The sequence below is a fragment of the Pseudochelatococcus lubricantis genome (genome assembly GCF_042432495.1).
Classification (GTDB): domain Bacteria; phylum Pseudomonadota; class Alphaproteobacteria; order Rhizobiales; family Beijerinckiaceae; genus Pseudochelatococcus; species Pseudochelatococcus lubricantis.
The window spans coordinates 370247-390290 of record NZ_JBHLXC010000001.1; the positions used below are offsets into that span (position 1 = coordinate 370247).

The window sequence follows — 20044 nt, forward strand, 5'->3', positions numbered from 1 at the left end:
AAGGACGCGCAACCTACGACGGATCGAAGATGAAAATCGCGGTGATCGCTCCAAGTCCCGTGCCGTTCGCCTTTGGCGGCGCGGAGCGCGTCTGGCTCGGGCTGACGCAGTACTACGCCTATGAGACGAAGCATGTCTGCGAACTGATCAAGGTGCCGACGCTGGAGCGGAACTTCCGCGAGATCGTGAACGGCTACCGCCAGTTCTCCTGTCTGGACCTGTCGCACTTCGACCTCGTCATCTCGGGCAAGTATCCGGCGTGGATGGTTTCGCACCGCAACCATGCGGTGTACATGCTGCACCGGCTGCGCGGCCTCTACGACACCTGGCCGGGCGACCTCGACACCGCGCTGCCCGACGACGCACTGCTTGGCCCGCTACGGCCGTTGCTCGAAGGCCCGTCGACCTGCCGCAGCCAGCTCTCCGAGATTTTCGGCGAGATCGACCGGCTGCTGGCCGCCGATCCGCCCGCGCACTGGCTGGCGCTGCCCGGGCCGCTCATCCGCGCCGTCGTCCACAAGCTCGACGATATCGGCCTGTCGACCGGCAGCATCAGCCGGCACGTCGCCATATCGCATAACGTGTGCCGGCGGGCGGGCTATTTTCCGCAGGACGCGGAGCCCGAGGTGGCCTACGTGCCGTCCGACCTCGGGCTCGCCATCCTGAAGGAAGACGACGCCGGCACGATCACGGGGCCTGACGGCGCCGCGCCGACATTCTTCACCGCGAGCCGACTCGATCACGCCAAGCGGATTTCGCTCATCATCGATGCGTTTCGCCGGGTGGAGGGGCCCGCGCGCCTCGTCATCGCCGGCGACGGGCCGCAGCGACAGGAACTGACCCTGCGGGCCAAGGGCGACGGCCGCATCAGCTTCGCGGGGCGGCTCTCGGAGCAGGAACTCGCGCGCCACTACCGCACGGCGCTCGCCGTTCCCTTCGTGCCCTACGACGAGGACTACGGCCTCATCACGCTGGAGGCGCTGGCGGCGGGCCGACCGGTCGTCACCGTCAGGGATGCCGGCGGTGTGCTGGAATTCGTCGAGGACGGCGTGACCGGCCTCGTCACCGACACAGACCCCGCGGCGCTCGCCGCCGCTTTCGAGTCGCTGCTCGCCGATCCGGAGCGGGCGCTGCGGATGGGTGCCGCGGGGCGCGAGCGGGTGCGGCCGATTACCTGGCAGAACCTCGGCACGGCGCTCGTGATCCCGTCGCGCAAGCGCCCGCGCCGTCGCATCGTCATCGCCAACTCCTACCTGCTGTGGCCCGTAGATACGGGCGGCAAGCGGCGACTGTGGTCGCTGGCGCGGGAGTTCGCGCGCACGGCGGACGTGACGGTTGTCTCCCTCGGCCGCGACGACACGCCGGCAGAGGAGTTTTTCTTTTCGCCGCATTTCCGCGAAGTCCGCATTCCGATCTCGCCGGAACATATCGACGCGGAATGGGCGCTGACGAAAAAACTGGATGAGACGTCAGTCTCCGACATCTCGGCTGCGCTCTACGGCCACCTCACGCCCGCGCTGTCGCGGGAGCTGCGCGGCCGCCTCGCAGGCGCGGACCTCGCCATCGCCTGCCATCCCTATCTCTACCGCTTCATCCGCGAGGCCTGGGAAGGGCCGATCTGGTACGACGCCCACAATGTCGAGACCCTGCTCAAGGACGCCATGCTGCCGAAGACGCCGGCCGGCCGGGCGGTCCTCGCCGAGGTCGCGCAGCTCGAACGCGAATGCGTGGAGGGGGCGGAGCGCATCCTCACCGTCAGCGAGGAAGAGAAGGCTGCCTTCCGGGATATGTTCGGCAAGCCGGAAGACCGGATCGTGCTGGTGCCCAACGGCACCGACATTCCGGCGGACCCGTTGCTGGAGCGCGGGCGGCGCGAGGCGCTGAAGGAGAAACTCGGCGTGCACGGGCCGCTGGCGCTCTATGTCGGGAGCTGGCACGCGCCAAATGTCGAGGGCGCGGTCGCGCTCGCCGGCATCGCCCGCGAACGTCCGGAATGGACGTTCTGGTTCGTGGGCAAGATGTGCGCGGCCCCCGAGCTGCGCGCCCGCGATCTGCCGCCGAATGTCTCGCTGCTAGGCCTCGTCGGGGAGGATGTGCTGCAGACGGTTTTCGCCGCCGCCGATGTCGGCATCAATCCGGTGATCGTGGGCGCTGGCACCAACTTCAAGGTCATCGACTACGCCGCCCGCGGCGCGCTCGTGCTCACCACGCCCATCGGCATCCGCGGGCTCGACATGAAGGACGGGGAACACGTGATCGTGGCGGAGCGCGAGCGCATGGCGGAGGCACTGGCGCACATCGCCGGCCGTGGCATGGGCGCCCATGAAGGCATGATCGCCAACGCTTTCAGCCACGTGCGCGACCACTTCACGTGGGAGACGATCCTGCGCGACGTCGTTGCCTGATTGCCGGCGCCTGCTGGGGAAATCGCACCGCCCCCTTGCGTTGGCGGGCAGTTTCCCCGATATAGGGAGCGGGAGGTTGGCGTTGGACGTTCCACTCGCCAACCGGGTCAGGTCCGGAAGGAAGCAGCCCTAACGAGACCGGGCGGGTCTTCGTCCAGCCTCCCACCGCAATTCGCCCGCCGGCTCCTGACTGATTTCGGCGGCGTGCGGCCGGGCCACGCTATGATGCCTGCCGTATTCCTCGCCCGGATGGTGCCGTGACCGCTTCGCCCAACGCCCCCTACCGCGTTCTCGCGCGCAAGTACCGTCCCCGCAGTTTCGGCGACCTGATCGGGCAGGACGCCATGGTCAGAACACTCTCCAACGCCTTCGAGGCCGGGCGCATTCCGCAGGCGTGGATGCTGACCGGTGTGCGCGGCGTGGGCAAGACGACCACTGCCCGCATCCTGGCGCGCGCGCTCAACTTCGTCCGCGCGGACGGATCGGGCGGGCCGACCGTGCATCTCGACGAATCAGGCGTGCACTGCGACGCCATCATGGAATCGCGCCACGTCGACGTGATGGAGATGGACGCCGCCTCCCACACCGGCATCGACGATGTGCGCCAGATCATCGACGGCATCCGCTATGCGCCGGTCAGCGCGCGCTACAAGGTCTATATCATCGACGAGGTCCACATGCTCTCCGAGAAGGCGTTCAACGCCTTCCTGAAGACGCTGGAGGAACCGCCGCCCCACGCCAAGTTCGTGTTCGCCACCACGGAAATCCGCAAGGTGCCGGTGACCATCCTGTCGCGCTGCCAGCGGTTCGACCTGCGCCGCGTGGAGGCGGCGACGCTGCGGGCGCATCTCGCGCGCATCTGCGCGGCGGAGGACGTCGCTGCCGACGAGGAGGCGCTGGCGCTCATCGCCCGCGCGGCGGAGGGCTCGGTGCGCGATTCGCTCTCGCTGCTGGACCAGGCCATCGCCCACGGCGCGGGCCGCATCGATCTCGCCGAGGTGAAGGCCATGCTGGGCCTCGCCGATCGCGGGCGGGTGATCGATCTGTTCGAGGCGCTGATGCACGGCGATATCGCCACGGCCCTCGCCGAACTCGCCAGCCAGTACGATGCGGGCGCCGATCCGGCCGTGGTGCTCGCCGACCTGGCCGGCTTCACCCATCTTGTCACCCGCCTCAAGCTCGTGCCGGAGGCGGCGAACGACGCCGCGCTGACCGATGTGGAGCGCGTGCGCGGCGCCGACCTCGCCGGCAGGCTTTCGGTGCGGGTACTGTCGCGGACATGGCAGATACTGGTCCGGGGGCTGCCGGAGGTGCAGGCCGCGCCGCAAGCGCTGGCGGCGGCCGAGATGGTACTGGTGCGCCTCGCCTATGCCGCCGACCTGCCCTCGCCGGAGGAGGCGTTGCGCCTGCTGCGCGACAATGGCGCGGGAACCGGAGCGGGTGAACGGCCCGGCGCGATTTCCGGCGCGGGCAGGGAGGGGGCGCCGTCAGGCGGCGGCCAGCGTCTGGCGCTCGCGACCGTGCGCGCGGAGCCGGTTGCGCTTGCGCGTCCCCAGACGTCTGCCCGGGCTGAAATGGCCGCCCGGCCTGAGGTATCCGCCCGGCCCGGGGAGGCCGCGCGCGAGGAAATCAGGCTCGCCCGCTTCGAGGACGTGGTGGCGCTCGCCGGCGAACATCGCGACGTCGGTCTCAAGGCGGCGCTGGAGCGTGACGTGCGGCTGGTGCGCTATGAGCAGGGCGTGATCGAGGTGGCGCTCGTCCCCGGCGCGAATCCGTCCGTCATCGCCGATCTCGGCAAGCGCCTGCTCGACTGGACGGGGCGGCGCTGGGTGGTGGCGCTCTCGTCGGCGGAAGGCGCGCCCACGCTCGCGGAGTTGGCGCGCGCCCGCGCTCAGGAGCGGCGTGAGGATGCGCGCGCCCATCCGCTGGTGCAGGCGGTGCTTGCCCGCTTTCCGGGCGCGACAATCGTCGGCGTGCGTGACATCGTGCAGGAAGCGGAGACCGACACCCACGCCGACGCGGTCGGGGAGGCGAACGCCGGTCTCGATGACGATGCCGGCCTCGCACCGGATGCGCCCGCGCCCTATATCGACGACTGAGTGACTGACGCACAGGGGAGCACCGTAAACATGCGCGACATCATGGGATTGATGAAACAGGCCCAGGGCCTGCAGCAGAAGATGGCCGACGTGCAGGCCGAGTTCGACGCGATCGAGGTCGAGGGCACTTCCGGCGGCGGATCGGTCAAAGTCGTCGCCACCGCCAAGGGGCTGGTCAAGACGGTGACCATCGACCCCTCGCTCCTCAACCCCGACGACAAGGAGATCGTCGAGGATCTCGTCGTCGCCGCCCTCAACGACGCGCGGGCCAAGGGCGAGCGGGTGGTGCAGGACCGTATCGCCGATCTGACGAAGGGATTGCCGATCCCGCCCGGCCTGAAGCTGTTCTGAGGTTCGCGGCCGATGGCCTCGCCCGCCGGTCCTGAAATCGAGCGGCTGATCCAGTTGCTGGCGCGCCTGCCGGGGCTCGGCCCCCGCTCCGCGCGCCGGGCCGCGCTGCAACTCGTCAAGCGGCGGGAAACGCTGCTCGCGCCGCTGGCGGAAGCCATGCAGCAGGTCAGCGAGCGGGTGAGGGTGTGCTCGGTCTGCGGCAACGTCGATACGTCCGACCCCTGCGCCATCTGCCGGGACGAGACGCGCGACCCCTCGCTGCTGGTGGTGGTCGCCGACGTTTCCGACCTGTGGGCGCTGGAACGCGCGGGCGCCGTCCGCGCGCGCTATCACGTGCTGGGCGGCGTGATTTCGGCGCTCGACGGCGTGCGCCCGGACGACCTCAACCTCGCCACCCTCCACCAGCGGGCCGCTGATCCTGCAGTGCGGGAAGTTCTGCTGGCGCTCAACGCGACAGTCGACGGCCAGACGACAGCCCACTACATCACCGCGATCCTGGCCGATCTGCCGGTGCGCGTCACGCGGCTCGCCCACGGCGTGCCGATCGGCGGGGAACTGGACTATCTCGACGACGGTACGCTGGCCGCCGCCATCAGGCAGCGCGGGGCGTTCTGACGTCCCGGCACCGGTTCCCGACCGGTGCCGGCGGGGCGGCTCCTTCGAAAAAGGCTCCGGCTCCTACTGCCCGTCGTGCCAGAACGGGGGCGTGTCGACGAAAGCACTGTAGGTTTTTTCCGCTCTGGCGAGCAGTTCGCTCTCATGCGCCGCATGTTCCTCGCGCAGTTCCTGCTCGGCGTCGGACAGCGCCGCGCGCTCGCGGCTGACGGCGATGTCATTGAGTTCGCCCAGCAGGTCCTGCAGCGTCGACATGGCGGACACCGCCGCCTTGTAGCGCTTGCGCGTTTCCGGCTCGTGGAACAGGCCGGCGAAGAATTCCGCCGCATAGCGCAGCTTCTTCAGCTCGATGCGCACCTCGTGCCGCTCGGGCGGCGTGAGCGTCGCGAGTTCGGCCCCGGCGGCGATGATTTTCCGGCGGCGGCGGTCGAGCTGCTTGCTGGCGAATTTCCACACCGGCTGCTCGCGCCGTTTCCGTGCGGCCTTGTCGGGGCTGCGGGTCCAGGCACCCGCCTCGACCCACGCCAGGGCGGCGATCACGGCCCGGGTGCAGCGGCGCGAGGCGATGGCCCGTTGGGCACTGTCATAGGCGTGCTCGCGCTGCTTGCCGTAGTTCACGAGCAACTCGGCGAAGGCAGGGGCGCCCGCGTGTTCGGCTTTCGCGGGTTCGAGCACGTTCTCGATATAGACGTCGAGATCGCGCGCCGCGCCGAGGCGGTTGGCGATCCAGCGCAATTCACCGCTGATGAAGATGCGCTGGCCGTCGTCAGCGACCTTGCGGAACACCGAGATCGCCGCCCGCAGCCGCCGCAATGCCACGCGCGCCTGATGCACCGCGCCGGAGACGGGCGCGCGCCGCAGCACCTCCTCGTTGGCGAGGAACTGCTTCAGGCAGGAGCGGGCGATGATCCTGAACGCCTCGCCGGTTGGCGTATCCGGCGCAAGGTCCAGCGACGGCGCCTTGGTGACCGCCGGCTCGCGGCCGGTGATGAGATCGTAGCCGCGGTCGGACTTGGCGATGTAGCCCGGGCGCACGGAGACGATGGCGGCGATTTCCTGCGCCAGCGCGTACAGATCGGTCGCGTCGCCCCGCTTCAGCTCCAGCTCCACCTCGGCGAAGCGGCGCGCCCTGCGGCCCACCGACACCCGGCCGTGATCGAGCGCGACCTCGATCCCGGACGCGCGATAGTCCAGGGGAACGACCTCGCGGTCGACGTTGATGGTGAAGATCGGCCGGATGGCGGTGCGGCAGCGGTCGTCCGCGATCAGCGGCGCGAGTGCGGTGTCCGCGATGCACGAGAAATCGGGCGCGGTACCGACGACGGGGTGTTCCCATTCATTGCGGTCCATGACCAGCAGGCCGAAATCGCGGGCGCTCTTGACGGTCTGGATGGTCTGTTCGCCGTCGGCGCGCAGGCGCAGCGAGACGCCGGCTCGGTGCAGGTCGTGCTCGGGCGTGTCGAAATAGGTCGACCGCAGACGCTTGTGCACGCCGCGCACCGATTGCAGCCGCAGGAACGCCGGGTGGGTCGACAGGCGCTGCAGCGACGCAGGGCTCAATGCCAGCTTGAGTTCAATTTCCTCGGCCATCGTTCTCCTACCCCCACGACAAGTTCGGCCCTGCCCCGGATGCCGCTTCAACCGAAGTTCCGCTCCGGCTGAAGTCGTCACGCCGGGATACGGCGCGGTGTCCGGACGATCCTGCACGAACATGAAACGAATACAACGGTTCAGATGTTCTGGGCGACGCTCATCCTGAGCAATTACCACGACAGTTTGGTGATCGTGCGATGGACAGGAGTTGTGGCAAAAATGTCGCTTGACAAGCGACATAATTGACGCAAATAGTGAAGCGTGATGAAAGATATACGTATGACAGTATCATGACATCTGGTTGCGGTTGTCCGTTGTTGTACGTAGCCGGTCGTTGCTGCGCGTGAGACAAGCATGAGGAAGGGTATCGTCAAGTACCTGGGTTAGCACATGGGTGCCGGCGCCCGTCTTCTGTATGCACGACGCGGATACAGGGAATATCGCACAGGGCAGGAAACGGTTTGAGCGATTTTTTACACGCAATCAACCGGAGGTATTTATCTTGATGGCTGAACATGACGCTCAGAAAGACAGTTATGTCGCGGAATGGTCTGCGTCCGCAACAATTCCGTCGGTCGCGATGCAGGCCATCTCCGACGCCGCGATCGATATCGCGGACGGGCGTGGGACGAGCCGCTCGACGATCGGCTGGAACAGGCAGCGGGCGCTGGCCGAGCGGATACTGTCAAGAATCTACCTCACCGGCTGGAACGACGCACTGCGCTCGTCCTGAGCAACGGGCCGCGCGCTTTCAACCGGGAGAAACGCCGCCTTTCCGGTCAGCGGCACAGGTCGTCTTTGAAGGGCGGGCGCCAGCGGGGCCCGGCATCCGTCCGCAAGTTCAGAAAATGGAAAGGTCGCTCCCGCCGTCGCGGGGCGGCACAAATCTCGTGATGGAGTGTTTGACATGAATACGGTGGAAAGTGCCGACCCGACCATAGCGGAAATTACCCGCTCGGTCGTCAAGTCCTATGTTTCGTTCAACAAATTATCTGCCGACGATCTGATCGACGTGGTGCAGGCCGTGCATACCACGCTCGACAGGCTGAGCCAGGGCGCTCCCAAGCCCGAACCCCGCCCCGAGCCCGCGGTTCCCGTCGAGATATCCATCACCGACGACTACATCATCTGTCTGGAAGACGGCAAGAAGTACAAGTCCCTGAAGCGCCATCTGGCAGCACATTACAAGATGACGCCCCAGCAATACCGCGACAAGTGGGGTCTGCCGGCCAATTATCCGATGGTTGCCCCCAACTACTCCGCTACGCGGGCCATGCTCGCCCGCCGCGCAAGCGGCGTGATGGACTGAGTGCAACCATGTCTGCATAAAATATTATACGAACAGTCTGATTCCGTCAGAACGTCCGGCGCTGCAAGGCAAGACACGTGCCGTTAGCGGGAGGGCAATCCGCCTTCCCGAAAAGGCGCGCCGCGGCACTCGGCACGGTTCCGCGAACAGAGCGTCCGGAAGGCGGCCGTCAGGTGTCTTCAGCGACGAAAAAGCCCATTCCTGCAAAAAGCCCATTCCTGACTGTGCGAATCAGGAATGGGCTTTTTTGATATCGGGCGCTTTATGCTTCCGCCGCGCGCCTGGGCGGGCGGCGGGAGCGCGTGGCGGCGCCATGTTCGGGACCGGATCAGGCCTCGACGCGCGGCTTCAGGATCTGGCGACCGCGATAGATTCCCGTCTTGAGATCCACGTGGTGCGGGCGGCGCAGCTCGCCCGAGTCCTTGTCCTCGACATAGGTAGGGTTAGCCAGCGCATCGGCGGAACGGCGGTGGCCGCGTTTTGCTGGCGAGGTTTTTCTTTTTGGAACGGCCATAACTCAACTCCGATCAATGGCGATGATCCGGCAATCCGGACACAACCCATCCATGTTCAGATTTCAATGGGATGCGGGCTTTTACAAGATTCCATCCCGTTTGGCCAGCGTTTTTTGACCGTCGCCGCCGCGATCCGTGACAGCCGGGCGGCGGCGGGGGTCGTTCGCCGTCCGTGCCTTATGGAGCGGGCGCTTCGGCTAGGCAGCCCGCATCCTCATTGGGCATGCGCGCGATCACGGCATTGGCGGCGCGGGCGTGGAAGCGGGCTGGGCGCGCGGGGTCGCGCTGGCGCGGATTGGGCAGGGCGGTGGCCAGCAGCGCCGCTTCGCGCCGGGTGAGGTTTCTGGCGCTCTTGCCGAAGTAACGCCGCGCCGCTGCCTCGGCGCCAAAGATGCCCACGCCCCATTCCGCGATGTTGAGATAGTTCTCCATCATCCGCCGCTTCGACCAGATCGCGTCCGCGTAGAGCGCGAGCGGCACTTCCAGCCCCTTGCGCACGTAGGAGCGACCCGGCCACAGCACGAGGTTCTTGACGGTTTGCATGGGAATGGTGGAGGCGCCGCGCGCCGGCCCGTCGTCGCCTGCATCGCCGATCACCTGCCGCAGCGCGCCCCAGTCGACGCCCCCGTGCAGGCAGAAGCGCGAATCTTCCGAGGCGATGACGGCCTGCGGCAGTGCCGGCGCGATGTCGGCGAGCGCGACCCATTCCCGCTCCGCCGGCTGCAGCGTGAGCCAGCGCCCCAGCATCAGCGTGGAGACGGGTGGGACGACGCCGTACAGGAGTAGTAGCAGAAGCGGCAGGGCGGCGGTCGCCAGACCGGCGAGGACGAGCCAGCGCAGAACGCGCCGCAGCCTGCCGCCGGTCGCCGCCGGGCGCGTTTTCCGGCGTGGCGTCACTGTTTCCTTCCTCGTCGCGGTCTCCCCCCTTGCCATATCCCTTCCGAAGTCCCTCCTGATGACGGGTTTGCGGACCGTCGTATCGGAACAGGATGACGTTTCCCGGACCGGTCACGCTGTTCCATGCTTTTGTTCGTGCGTCGTCTTTTCCAGGAAGCGGCGCCAGAGACGCGGGAGCGTGCGGCAGACCGGATGTGGACAGGGACGGCCGAAGCTGAGACAAGGAGACGAGGCGGCAAGGAATCGATCCCCGAAGGGAGCCGGACGCCGCCCGGACGGGCGACGGCACCGATGCCCCCACGGGACCAATCATACGCACGCGGGTTGATGTTGTGAAGACAGTGGAAGGCGGGGCCATGGAACACGAAGCGACGCGAATCACGGGCACGGATCTCGATCCCGAGGCGGCCTTCCAGCGTCGGCTGGGCGCCGTTGTCCAGGCGGTCGAGGAGCGGATAGCGGCCCTGCTCGACGATGCGCCGCGCCGGGGCGAGATCGCACGCCCGGCCCGGCTCGTCGCTGCCATGCGCCACGCCATGCTGGGTGGCGGCAAGCGGCTGCGGCCCTTCCTCGTGATCGAGACGGCGGCGCTGTTTGGCGTTCCCTTCGCCCACGCGCTCAACGGTGCCTGCGCGCTGGAACTCGTGCACGGCTATTCGCTGGTGCACGACGACCTGCCCGCCATGGACGACGACGATCTTCGGCGCGGCCGCCCCACCGTGCACAAGGCCTTTGACGAGGCCACCGCCATTCTGGCCGGCGATGCGTTGCTGACGCTGGCCTTCGATGTCGCGGCCGACGAGAGCAGCCACACGGACCCGGCCGTCCGCGCCGCCTTCGTGCAGGGGCTGGCACGCGCGGCGGGCCTCGGCGGCATGGTCGGCGGGCAGATGATCGACCTCGCGGCGGAGGGTCGCTATGGCGATGTGCTGCTCGACGAGGCGCGCGTCAGGCGTCTGCAGGCTATGAAGACCGGCGCGCTGATCGCCTTCGCGGTCGATGCCGGGGCCCTGTTGGGGCGCGCGCCGCTCGGCGACAGGCAGGCGCTCGGCGCCTACGGGCGGGCGGTGGGGGCGGCGTTCCAGATCGCCGACGACATCCTCGACCGCGAATCGAGCGCGGCCGCCATGGGCAAGCGCACGGACAAGGATGCCGGGAAGGGCAAGGCGACGCTCGTCGGCGTGCTGGGGCTGGAACGCGCCAGGCGCGAGCGTGACACACTGGTGGAGGCCGCGATCGCCGCGCTGGCATCGTTTGGCGCGAAGGCCGATATCCTGCGCTCCGCCGCCCGCTTCACCGCCTCGCGTCAATCGTGAGGCGCCGCCGGGGCGCCCGGTCCGTTACCGCCGCACGGCGGTGATGTAGCTCGGCCTGCGGCCCTCGCGGAAAGCCTTCTGTTCGTAGCGTGTGCTGAGCCAACCCGGCCATGGCTCGCGCCAGTCGTCGGCGCGCTCCGCCTGCCAGATGAAATCAGGCGAGCGGTCCAGCCGCGCCAGCGTCCAGGCGGCATAATCGTCGATGTCGGTTGCGAAACGCAGCAGGCCGCCGGGGCGGATGATGCGCGCGAGCAGCGACAATGTCTCGTCGGAAATAATGCGCCGCTTGCGGTGCCGGCGCTTGGGCCACGGGTCGGGATACAGGATGAACGCCTGCCCGATGCTGGCCGCGGGCAGGCGCGCCAGCACCGGGATCGCGTCCGCGTCGTGCAGGCGGACGTTGTCGATGCCCTCGTCCGCGACGCGCCCAAGCAGCTTCGCCATGCCGTTGATGAAGGGTTCGAAGCCGATGATGCCCTTGCCGCGATCCGCCAGCGCCCGGGCGATCAGGTGTTCACCGCCGCCGAAGCCGATTTCGATCCAGACGTCATCCACCGGCCGCCCGAAAAGGCCATTCGGCGTGAGCGGCCCGGCCTCGGGCAGACGCAGGCGCGGCAGCAGGTCGCTGATGAGATCGGCCTGTCGGTCGCGCAGGCGTTTGCCCTTACGGCGCCCGAAGAAGGCGCCGCGCAGGGAATCGGCTGCCGCATCGGCATCCGCCGGTGCGGACGGCGTGTCCGGAACCGTCATCGCCTGCCGTCAGCCGAGGATCGAGCGCAGCGCGTCCACGAGATCGGTGCGCTCCCACGAGAAGCCGCCATCCGCCTCGGGTGGGCGGCCGAAGTGGCCGTAGGACGAGGTGCGGGCATAGATCGGACGGTTGAGCGACAGATGCTGGCGAATGCCGCGCGGCGACAGGTCGAGCACCTCAAGCAGCGCGCTTTCGAGCTTCGCCTCGTCCACCCGTGCCGTGCCGTGCAGATCGACATAGAGTGCGAGCGGCTGCGCCACGCCGATGGCATAGGCGATCTGGATAGTGGCGCGGTCCGCCAGATCGGCCGCGACGACGTTTTTCGCCAGATAACGCGCCGCGTAGGCGGCCGAACGGTCGACCTTGGTCGGGTCCTTGCCGGAGAAGGCGCCGCCGCCGTGCGGGGCCGCACCGCCGTAGGTGTCCACGATGATCTTGCGGCCGGTCAGGCCCGCGTCGCCGTCCGGCCCGCCGATGACGAACTTGCCCGTCGGGTTGACGTGCCAGACGGTCTTCGCATCGATCCAGCCTTCGGGCAGCGCCTCGCGCACGTAGGGCTCGACAATGGCGCGCACGTCGTTCGAGTTCAGCGTCGGGTCGAGATGCTGGGTCGACACGACAATCTGCGTCACGCCGACCGGCTTGCCGTTTTCGTAGCGCACCGTCACCTGGCTCTTGGCGTCCGGGCCGAGCGTGCCCGATTCGCCGCTGCGGCGCGCTTCCGACAGGCGCTTCAGGATGCGGTGGGCATAATAGATGGGGGCTGGCATCAGCTCCGGCGTCTCGCGCACGGCGTAGCCGAACATAATCCCCTGGTCACCGGCGCCTTCGTCCTTGTTGCCGGCGGCGTCTACGCCCTGCGCGATATCGCCGGACTGCGCATGCAGCAGAACCTCGATATCCGCGTCGTGCCAGTGGAAGCCCTCCTGCTCGTAGCCGATGTCCTTGATGGCGAGGCGCGCGAGATGAGCGATGTAATCGGCGGTGATCGTCGCGGGGCCGCGCACCTCTCCCGCGATCACAACGCGGTTGGTGGTCGCCAGAGTCTCGCAGGCGACGCGCGCTTCCGGCTCGGCGGCAAGATAGGCATCGACGACGGTGTCGGAAATACGGTCGCACACCTTGTCGGGGTGACCCTCGGAAACCGATTCGCTGGTGAAGACGTAGTTCTGACGCGACACGATCCAATATCCCTGCTGTCAGCGGTTGGTGGACATGGGGCTACCATATCGGGCTACCGGAAGGCCGCGGAAACCGACACACGCGATCACCGGCCCAGGCTCCCTTAAAGACCCTGACTTTTGGCAGTATGTGACGGTTCGGTCAAGACGGGATATCGAACTCGTTCTCTAAAAAGAACGACAGGACACAAAAAAACCACCAGCCTCCTCGGCTAGCGGGGCAGGGTCGGCTGGCAGGCGATGGATTCCACGAGTTCGATGATTCGGCGGCGCACGTTCTGATCCGGTATGCGCAGGAAGGCGCGAATCAGTTGCAGCCCCTCCTCGGTCGAGATGACCTCCGGCATGTAGGGAGCTGTCGCCCGTTCGGTGAAGCCGGGAACCGTCGTCGCCAATTCCTGCAGGCCCTCGAAGAAGAATGCGGCCGGCACGCCTAGCACGGCGCCGATCTGCTGCAGGCGGCTTGCGCTGATGCGGTTCGTGCCTTTCTCGTATTTCTGGACCTGCTGGAAGGTTACCCCGAGCGCGTTGCCGAGCTTTTCCTGGCTGATACCCAGTTCCTGACGGCGTGCCTTGACCCGGCTTCCGACATGTTTGTCGATCTTGTTCGCGGTGGTTGTCACGTGTGCCTCTCGAGGGGGACGCGAAGCGGTACGGCTCGGCATCACCCGGGCCGCGTCCGATGTTGTCTGCCTGTGCCGGGCCTCCCCGGAGAACGCATTTCTGGAAGCGGCGTCGCCACGCGCGAATGCAGACGCCTGCTCGTCTCCCGATGCCGGATGAGATCTGCTATGTCGTATGTGTCGCAATGTACAGCCGTCCTGTTCGACAATTAACACAACACCTCGGCATGCGTCCCGGCCTGTTATGAAAAATGCACATTGTGTTGATAATCTTCCGGAACCCGAAGCGTCGGCGAAGCGGTCACCGCCCCTTTCCGGGCGAAAAACCGGCTATACAAAAGCATATAATGACGCCCCAATAAAGGCCAGCGCCCCATATAGCGTAGAATACGGTATATATCGTTATGTCCAGTGGTTGCGGGAGTTCGGCGTCGATGATGCCGGCAACGCCGAGGGGTAGTTGCGCAGTGGCGCGGCCATAGGGATCAATCACGGCCGAGATACCGGTGTTGGCCGCGCGCACCATGGGCAGGCCCTGCTCGATGGCGCGCAGGCGCGCCTGCGCGAAGTGCTGGTAGGGGCCCGGCGTCATGCCGAACCATGCATCGTTGGTGACGTTGAGCAAGAATCCTGCGCGGCCGGGCGCGGGCAAGGTCGCTTCCTCCGGAAAGATCGCCTCGTAGCAGATGAGCGGGGAAGCCGGCGGCAGGCCCGGCACATTCAGCGCGGCGCGTCCGTTTCCGGCCTCGAAACCGCCGGGGGTGTGCACGAATTGCCGTATACCCACGCGGCGCAGCAGATCGTCGAACGGGAGATACTCGCCGAACGGCACCAGATGCACCTTGTCGTAGGTGGCGAGCGAGCGACCGTCGCTGTCGAATACGCGGATCGAATTGAAGTAGCGGTAGCTCTGCTCGCCGGGCAGTGGCATGTCCGCGCGCGCCGCCCCCGTGATCAGGACGGTGCCGTCAGGCAGCATGCGGGTAATATCGTCGAGCGCCTCGGGTGTGTAGTCGATCAGGAACGGAAACGCCGATTCCGGCCAGATCAGGTGGGTGACGTCGGCGAGCCGCTCGCCGCCCGCGCCCTCCTGTCCGCTGATGGCGGCATAGCGGGCGATCGCGCCCGCGCGGAAAGCGGGGTCGGCGCGTTCCGCCTCGGCGATGTTGGGCTGCATGATGCGCAAGCGGATGTCCGCATGCACGGGCACCGGCCCGGCGGGGATGCGCCACCAGCCGAAGGCTGCCACCAGCGCCAGCACCGCCGCACCTGCCGCCGGCATCGCGAACCGTGCGGCCTTGCTGCCGGCATCCGCGAGCGTCGCGGGTGCGGTGTGGATGAACAGCACCAGGGCCGTCAGCCAGTGCAGGCCGCCGAGCGCCGCTGCCTGTGCCAGCACGTCGCCCTGCCCGAAAGCCATGCCCCAGGCATTCCACGGAAAGCCGGTGAGAACCGTGGCGCGTAGCCACTCCGACAATGCGAGCGCCGCCGCGAAGAGCGGAACGCGCCGCCAGCCTGAACGCCAGAACCACCCTGCAAGGCCGAAGCCGAAAGCCGGAAACAGCGCAAGCCCCGCCGGCAGGCCGACGACGCCGAGAGGCAGCGCCCAAAGGAATTCGTCGGCATCGACGAGGAAGGCGGAACCGAGCCACCATAGGCCGGCCAGAAAGAAGCCGAAGCCGAACCACCAGCCGAGCGCCGCCGCCGCGCGGGCCCGCCGCCACGGCCCGCCGGCACGCTCCGCTGCCCCGTCCACCAGCCAGACCGCGAGCGGGAAAGAGACGAACAGCACCGGCCACAGGCCGAACGGCGGCATGGCGAGCGCACCGAGCGCTCCGCCTGTGAAAGACAGCGCCGCGCGCCATCGTGTCGATACGCCGCGCACGCGGGCGGCAAGCCACGCCGGTCCGAATCCTGCCGGCCCGGACTTCGCCTGCTCCCCCGGCGGGGATCGGCGCGCTTCAGGAATGGTCAAGTTCAAGCATCCGGTGGCACGTCGGACCCGGCATGTCGCTGCTGGCCACCGTTGCCTTCCGGTGCGACGACAGGCGGCAGCTTGCCCTCGTGCCGGTCGCTGCGGGTAAGGTCGAAGACGGCGGCCGGCTCATGGTCCCGCCGCGCGGTAAGCGCCGCGTCGCCGTCCGCCGCGGTTCGGCCCTCGATCGACAGACGCAGGCGCTTGAGACGGCGGGAATCAGCGTCCAGAATATCGAACACGAGGCCGTAGGGGCCGGGGATGCGCTCGCCCACGTCCGGCACCCGCCCGGCCAGCGTCACGATGAGGCCGCCGATGGTGTCGACCTCCTCCGCCACCTCGATGGCGTCGAGGTCGATGCCGATGGCCCGCGACACCTCGTCCAGATCGGCGCGCGCGTCGATGATGAAGACGCCGGGACCCGCTTCCGTGATCTCGGGGGCCTCCTCCTCGTCGTGCTCGTCCTCGATGTCGCCGACGATCATCTCCATGATGTCTTCCATCGAGACGAGCCCGTCGGTGCCGCCGTATTCGTCGATGACGAGCGCCATGTGGGTGCGGGTCGCCTGCATCTTCACCAGCAGGTCCATGACCGGCATGGAGGGCGGCACGTAGAGCACCGGCCGCAGGATGGCCGCGGCGGAAAGCGGCGCCGTCAGATCGACCACGAGCCTGTCCGGTGTCGCTTCCTCGCCGGCGGGCGCGGCGGCGCCGATGCCGATCTCGGCGATGTAGTCGAGGAAATCGCGAATGTGCACCATGCCGCGCGGATCGTCGAGCGATTCGCCGTAGACCGGGAGGCGTGAGTGTCCCGCGTCGCGGAACGCGCGGATGACTTCCGCGGGTGTGATGTCGGCCTGGATCGCGATGACGTCGGCGCGCGGCACCATGGCGTCGACGACACGCAATCCGCTGACATCGAGAACATTCTGCAGCAGGGAGCGTTCCTGCGGGGTGAAGTCGCTTGCCGCCGAGTCTTCCTCCAGCGCCTCCTCCAGCGTCTCACGCACGGAAGTGTCGTTGCGCAGGCCAAGGCCGGTCAGGAGCCGGTCGATCCAACTGTCGCCCTCGCGACCAGCTTCGCGACCCGGATCGCGATTTGGCCCCGGTTCCTCGGATCGTGACGGCGAACTTCGATCGTCGCTCATGGTATTTTCAGGTCTCCAGTTCCAGAGCGTCTTCCGATCGGATGGCTCCATCCGATCGATGAGGGTTCGCTCATAACAAATCAAGGTCGGCATAGGGATCGGCTATGCCAAGGTCCGCAAGCGCGGCGATCTCCAGCGCTTCCATTTCCTCCGCCTCCGCGTCGGTCTCGTGGTCGAAGCCGAGCAGGTGGAGCGTGCCGTGTATGATGAGATGCGTCGTATGGTCGGCGAGCGTCTTGTTGTCGTCTTGCGCCTCGCGCGCTACCGTCTCAAAGGCGAGCACGATGTCCCCTATATGGGGAGCGTCCGCCAGTTCATCGGGATCTGCGGCGGGAAAGGACAGCACATTCGTGGGCTTGTCGAGGCCGCGCCACTGCGCATTGAGCTGGCGCACCGCCTCGTCGTCGGCCAGGGCGACGCTCAATTCCGCCCCCTCGCGCAGGGGCACGCCGGCTCTCGCCAGCGCCGCGCCGACGGCGCGTTGCGCCAGCGCGGCCACCCGTTCCTTTGTCGGCGCCAGCACCGACCATGCCTTCGACTGCACCACCACGTCAACCGACACGGCGCCTGTCGTGCCACTCACCATGCTGAGGAGTCCCCGCGCTTGATCGCCTGCGTCCCGGCCAGGCGCGCACTTTCTTCATCATACGCATGCACGATACGTCTGACCAGCGGATGACGCACGACGTCCACGTCGCGGAACCGGACGTGGCCGATGCCCTCCACGCCCTCAAGCACCCGCACCGCCTCCACGAGGCCGGACTTCTGCCCCGGCGGCAGGTCGATCTGCGACGGGTCGCCGGTGATGATCATGCGCGATCCCTCGCCGAGGCGCGTCAGAAACATCTTCATCTGCATGGAAGTCGTGTTCTGCGCCTCGTCGAGCAGCACCACCGCGTTGGTGAGCGTGCGCCCGCGCATGAAGGCGAGCGGCGCGATCTCGATGACGCCGGTGGCGAGGCCGCGCTCCACGTGGCGGGCCTCCATGAAGTCGTAAAGCGCGTCGTAAACCGGGCGCAGGTAGGGATCGACCTTCTCCTTCACGTCGCCGGGCAGGAAGCCGAGCCGCTCGCCCGCCTCCACGGCCGGGCGCGACAGCACCAGCCGCTCCACGACGCCCTGTTCCATGAGCTGCACCGCGTGGCCAACCGCAAGCCAGGTCTTGCCGGTGCCGGCCGGTCCCTCCGCGAAGACCATCTCGTGGCGGCGCAGCACGCGCAGATAGGCGTCCTGCGTCACGTTGCGCGCCTTCACGGAGCCGCGCTTGCGGGTCGTGATCTGCTCGAAGGTGGCGCGGCCGGGCGCGGCGCGCTCGGCGGGCCGGAAATCGTCGCTCACGGGAAACAGCGAGCCCTGCAGTGTGCTTTCCTCGATGGCGCCGTCGACCTCGCCCGTGGTGATGGTCGTGCCCTCGCGCACCTGCTCGTAAAGGCTTTCCAGCACGTGGCGGGCCTGCTCGGCCACCGTGGGCGGCCCCTTGATGACGACATGGTTGCCGTTGGCGGTGATCTGCAGTCCGAGCTTGCGCTCGATATGGGCGAGATTCTGATCGTAGAGGCCGAATACGAGGCTCGCGAGACGGTTATCGTCGAAAGTCAGCGAGAGGTCGGTGTCCGGGGCTTGTTCTGCATTCATCAGCGATGATCGTATCTTTTCGGGAAATGGGGGCGGGAGAGTATGGCGTCCTCGTTGCGGGCGTTGCTGCAGTCCGTTGGCTCTCACGCGCATGTCTCCCTGGTGGTCAGGCTGGATCGCTCATGATGAAACACTCATGTCGGAACGCTCACTCAATTCCTCAACGCTCATGCTGCATTCGCGCCCACGGCGCGGACGATGGTTCCGCTCGCGCCCGCTTGGCCGGCGCGGCGGCCGAACAGGCTGTTCGGGCCGGTCTCCGTGATCTCGACGGCCACGATATCGCCGATCGCAACCTCGCCGTCGTCGAACTGGACCGCCTGCAGATAAGGCGACTTGCCCGCCATCTGGCCCGCGTGGCGACCCTTGCGCTCCACCAGCACGTCGAACGTCCGGCCGACTGCCGCGCGGTTGAATTTCTGCCGGTCCTCCTCCAGCGCGTCCTGCAGGGCGGCGAGGCGCGCGCTTTTCACGTCCTCCGGCACCTGTTCGACCATTTCGGCGGCCGGCGTGCCGGGGCGGGGGCTATACTTGAACGAGAAGGCGCTCGCGAAACCCGTTTCTCGCACCAGCCGCAACGTGTCCTCGAAATCCGCGTCCGTCTCGCCGGGGAAGCCGACGATGAAGTCCGACGAGAGGGCGATGTCGGGGCGCGCCGCGCGCGTGCGGTCGATGATGCGCCGGTAGTCGTCGCGCGTGTGCCTGCGGTTCATGCCGGCCAGGATGCGGTCGGAACCCGACTGCACCGGCAAGTGCAGGTAGGGCATCAGCGCCTGCAGGTCGCGGTGGGCGGCGATCAGGTCGTCGTCCATGTCGCGCGGGTGGCTCGTGGTGTAGCGCAGCCGCGCGATTCCCGGCACATCGGCCAGGCGGTGCAGGAGCCGCCCGAGCGACCACGTCCGCCCGTCCGGCCCCTCGCCGTGATAGGCGTTGACGTTCTGCCCGATGACCGTGAACTCGCGCACGCCCGCCGCGGCGAGCCGCTCCGCCTCCGCGAGGATCTTGGCGGCGGGGCGTGAGATTTCCGCGCCGCGCGTGTAGGGCACCACGCAGAAGGTGCAGAACTTGTCGCAGCCTTCCTGGATGGTCAGGAACGCCGAGACGCCGCGCGCGCGGATTTTCTGGGGCGAGGGCGCGGGCAGGTGGTCGAACTTGTCCTCGACCGGGAATTCCGTATCCACCACGCGCTCGCGCTTCGCCTTAGCCAGCAGCGCGGGCAGGTTGTGGTAGCTCTGCGGGCCGACGACGAGATCGACCGCGGGCGCACGACGAAGGATCTCGCCGCCCTCCGCCTGCGCCACGCAGCCGGCGACGACGATGGTGGGCGCGCGCCCCTCGGCCGCCGTCCGCTCGTCCTTCATGACGCGCAGGCGGCCGAGTTCGGAATAGACCTTCTCGGCAGCTTTCTCACGGATGTGGCATGTGTTGAGGACGATGAGGTCGGCGTCTTCGGCGCTGTTCGTCTCGATGAAGCCTTCGGGTGCGAGCACGTCCGCCATGCGTTCGGCATCGTACGCGTTCATCTGGCAGCCGTAGGATTTGACGTATACTTTTTTCTTCACGTTCCAGCTTTGCAATGCGTTTCGCGGATAACCGGCAGGCTGCACTGTACACGATGTTGTGTCATACGA

18 protein-coding genes and 1 other RNA gene are annotated in these 20044 nt (G+C 67.4%); 8 read left to right on the forward strand and 11 right to left on the reverse strand.

What is annotated here, in order from left to right; genetic code table 11:
• Nucleotides 1-29: 29 nt before the first annotated feature.
• From ACFFJ7_RS01525 to recR, 5 genes are all read left to right on the forward strand, one after another.
• Nucleotides 30-2405, forward strand: coding sequence for a glycosyltransferase family 4 protein (locus tag ACFFJ7_RS01525; protein ID WP_377590499.1), 2376 nt, complete (start codon nt 30-32; stop codon nt 2403-2405).
• A 70-nt stretch (nt 2406-2475) separates the two neighbouring features.
• Nucleotides 2476-2572: signal recognition particle sRNA small type (gene ffs, locus ACFFJ7_RS01530), an RNA gene on the forward strand.
• A 90-nt stretch (nt 2573-2662) separates the two neighbouring features.
• Entirely contained in the window at nt 2663-4504 is a 1842-nt protein-coding gene (locus tag ACFFJ7_RS01535) for a DNA polymerase III subunit gamma/tau (protein ID WP_377590501.1), read from the forward strand.
• A 30-nt stretch (nt 4505-4534) separates the two neighbouring features.
• Nucleotides 4535-4855, forward strand: coding sequence for a YbaB/EbfC family nucleoid-associated protein (locus ACFFJ7_RS01540; RefSeq protein WP_166949106.1), 321 nt, complete (start codon nt 4535-4537; stop codon nt 4853-4855).
• A 12-nt stretch (nt 4856-4867) separates the two neighbouring features.
• A complete protein-coding gene (gene recR / locus ACFFJ7_RS01545) occupies nt 4868-5470 on the forward strand; it encodes a recombination mediator RecR (RefSeq protein WP_166949108.1) in 603 nt (200 codons plus the stop codon).
• 63 nt (nt 5471-5533) lie between these two features.
• On the opposite strand, the gene ACFFJ7_RS01550 is transcribed toward recR, so the two are convergent.
• Nucleotides 5534-7060 (reverse strand): CYTH and CHAD domain-containing protein, encoded by a 1527-nt coding sequence (locus tag ACFFJ7_RS01550; RefSeq protein ID WP_377590504.1) that lies wholly within the window; start codon nt 7058-7060, stop codon nt 5534-5536.
• Between the two features lie 508 nt (nt 7061-7568).
• Here ACFFJ7_RS01550 and ACFFJ7_RS01555 point away from each other — a divergent pair.
• Nucleotides 7569-7796 (forward strand): hypothetical protein, encoded by a 228-nt coding sequence (locus ACFFJ7_RS01555; protein WP_166949112.1) that lies wholly within the window; start codon nt 7569-7571, stop codon nt 7794-7796.
• 174 nt (nt 7797-7970) lie between these two features.
• Nucleotides 7971-8372 carry a Ros/MucR family transcriptional regulator gene (locus ACFFJ7_RS01560; protein ID WP_166949114.1) on the forward strand — a complete coding sequence of 134 codons (402 nt, stop codon included), beginning with the start codon at nt 7971-7973 and terminating at the stop codon, nt 8370-8372.
• 328 nt (nt 8373-8700) lie between these two features.
• Here ACFFJ7_RS01560 and rpmF read toward each other — a convergent pair whose 3' ends face one another.
• Entirely contained in the window at nt 8701-8886 is a 186-nt protein-coding gene (rpmF, locus tag ACFFJ7_RS01565; protein ID WP_166949116.1) for a 50S ribosomal protein L32, read from the reverse strand.
• A gap of 178 nt (nt 8887-9064) precedes the next feature.
• On the reverse strand, nt 9065-9820 hold the full coding sequence (gene mtgA, locus ACFFJ7_RS01570) for a monofunctional biosynthetic peptidoglycan transglycosylase (protein WP_377590507.1): 756 nt from the start codon (nt 9818-9820) through the stop codon (nt 9065-9067).
• Between the two features lie 320 nt (nt 9821-10140).
• Here mtgA and ACFFJ7_RS01575 point away from each other — a divergent pair, with 320 nt between their 5' ends.
• Nucleotides 10141-11100, forward strand: a complete 960-nt coding sequence (locus ACFFJ7_RS01575; RefSeq protein ID WP_166949120.1) for a polyprenyl synthetase family protein — start codon at nt 10141-10143, stop codon at nt 11098-11100.
• A 24-nt stretch (nt 11101-11124) separates the two neighbouring features.
• On the opposite strand, the gene trmB is transcribed toward ACFFJ7_RS01575, so the two are convergent.
• The 8 genes from trmB to miaB all read right to left on the reverse strand — a co-directional run bounded on the left by trmB (nt 11125) and on the right by miaB (nt 19975).
• Nucleotides 11125-11850 carry a tRNA (guanine(46)-N(7))-methyltransferase TrmB gene (gene trmB, locus ACFFJ7_RS01580; RefSeq protein WP_166949123.1) on the reverse strand — a complete coding sequence of 242 codons (726 nt, stop codon included), beginning with the start codon at nt 11848-11850 and terminating at the stop codon, nt 11125-11127.
• A gap of 9 nt (nt 11851-11859) precedes the next feature.
• Entirely contained in the window at nt 11860-13032 is a 1173-nt protein-coding gene (gene metK, locus ACFFJ7_RS01585; protein WP_166949125.1) for a methionine adenosyltransferase, read from the reverse strand.
• Between the two features lie 212 nt (nt 13033-13244).
• Nucleotides 13245-13697, reverse strand: coding sequence for a helix-turn-helix domain-containing protein (locus ACFFJ7_RS01590; protein ID WP_166949127.1), 453 nt, complete (start codon nt 13695-13697; stop codon nt 13245-13247).
• Nucleotides 13698-13956: 259 nt separating this feature from the next.
• On the reverse strand, nt 13957-15630 hold the full coding sequence (lnt, locus tag ACFFJ7_RS01595; RefSeq protein WP_377590511.1) for an apolipoprotein N-acyltransferase: 1674 nt from the start codon (nt 15628-15630) through the stop codon (nt 13957-13959).
• Nucleotides 15631-15632: 2 nt separating this feature from the next.
• Nucleotides 15633-16778: a hemolysin family protein gene (locus ACFFJ7_RS01600; RefSeq protein ID WP_377590513.1), complete on the reverse strand. Its 1146-nt coding sequence runs from the start codon at nt 16776-16778 to the stop codon at nt 15633-15635.
• 70 nt (nt 16779-16848) lie between these two features.
• Complete coding sequence (gene ybeY / locus ACFFJ7_RS01605) at nt 16849-17364, reverse strand: rRNA maturation RNase YbeY (RefSeq protein WP_166949131.1); 516 nt, start codon at nt 17362-17364, stop codon at nt 16849-16851.
• Entirely contained in the window at nt 17358-18413 is a 1056-nt protein-coding gene (locus tag ACFFJ7_RS01610) for a PhoH family protein (protein WP_166949133.1), read from the reverse strand. The genes ybeY and ACFFJ7_RS01610 overlap by 7 nt, the downstream gene beginning before the upstream one ends.
• A 167-nt stretch (nt 18414-18580) precedes the next feature.
• On the reverse strand, nt 18581-19975 hold the full coding sequence (miaB, locus tag ACFFJ7_RS01615; RefSeq protein WP_377590516.1) for a tRNA (N6-isopentenyl adenosine(37)-C2)-methylthiotransferase MiaB: 1395 nt from the start codon (nt 19973-19975) through the stop codon (nt 18581-18583).
• Between the last annotated feature and the right edge of the window lie 69 nt (nt 19976-20044).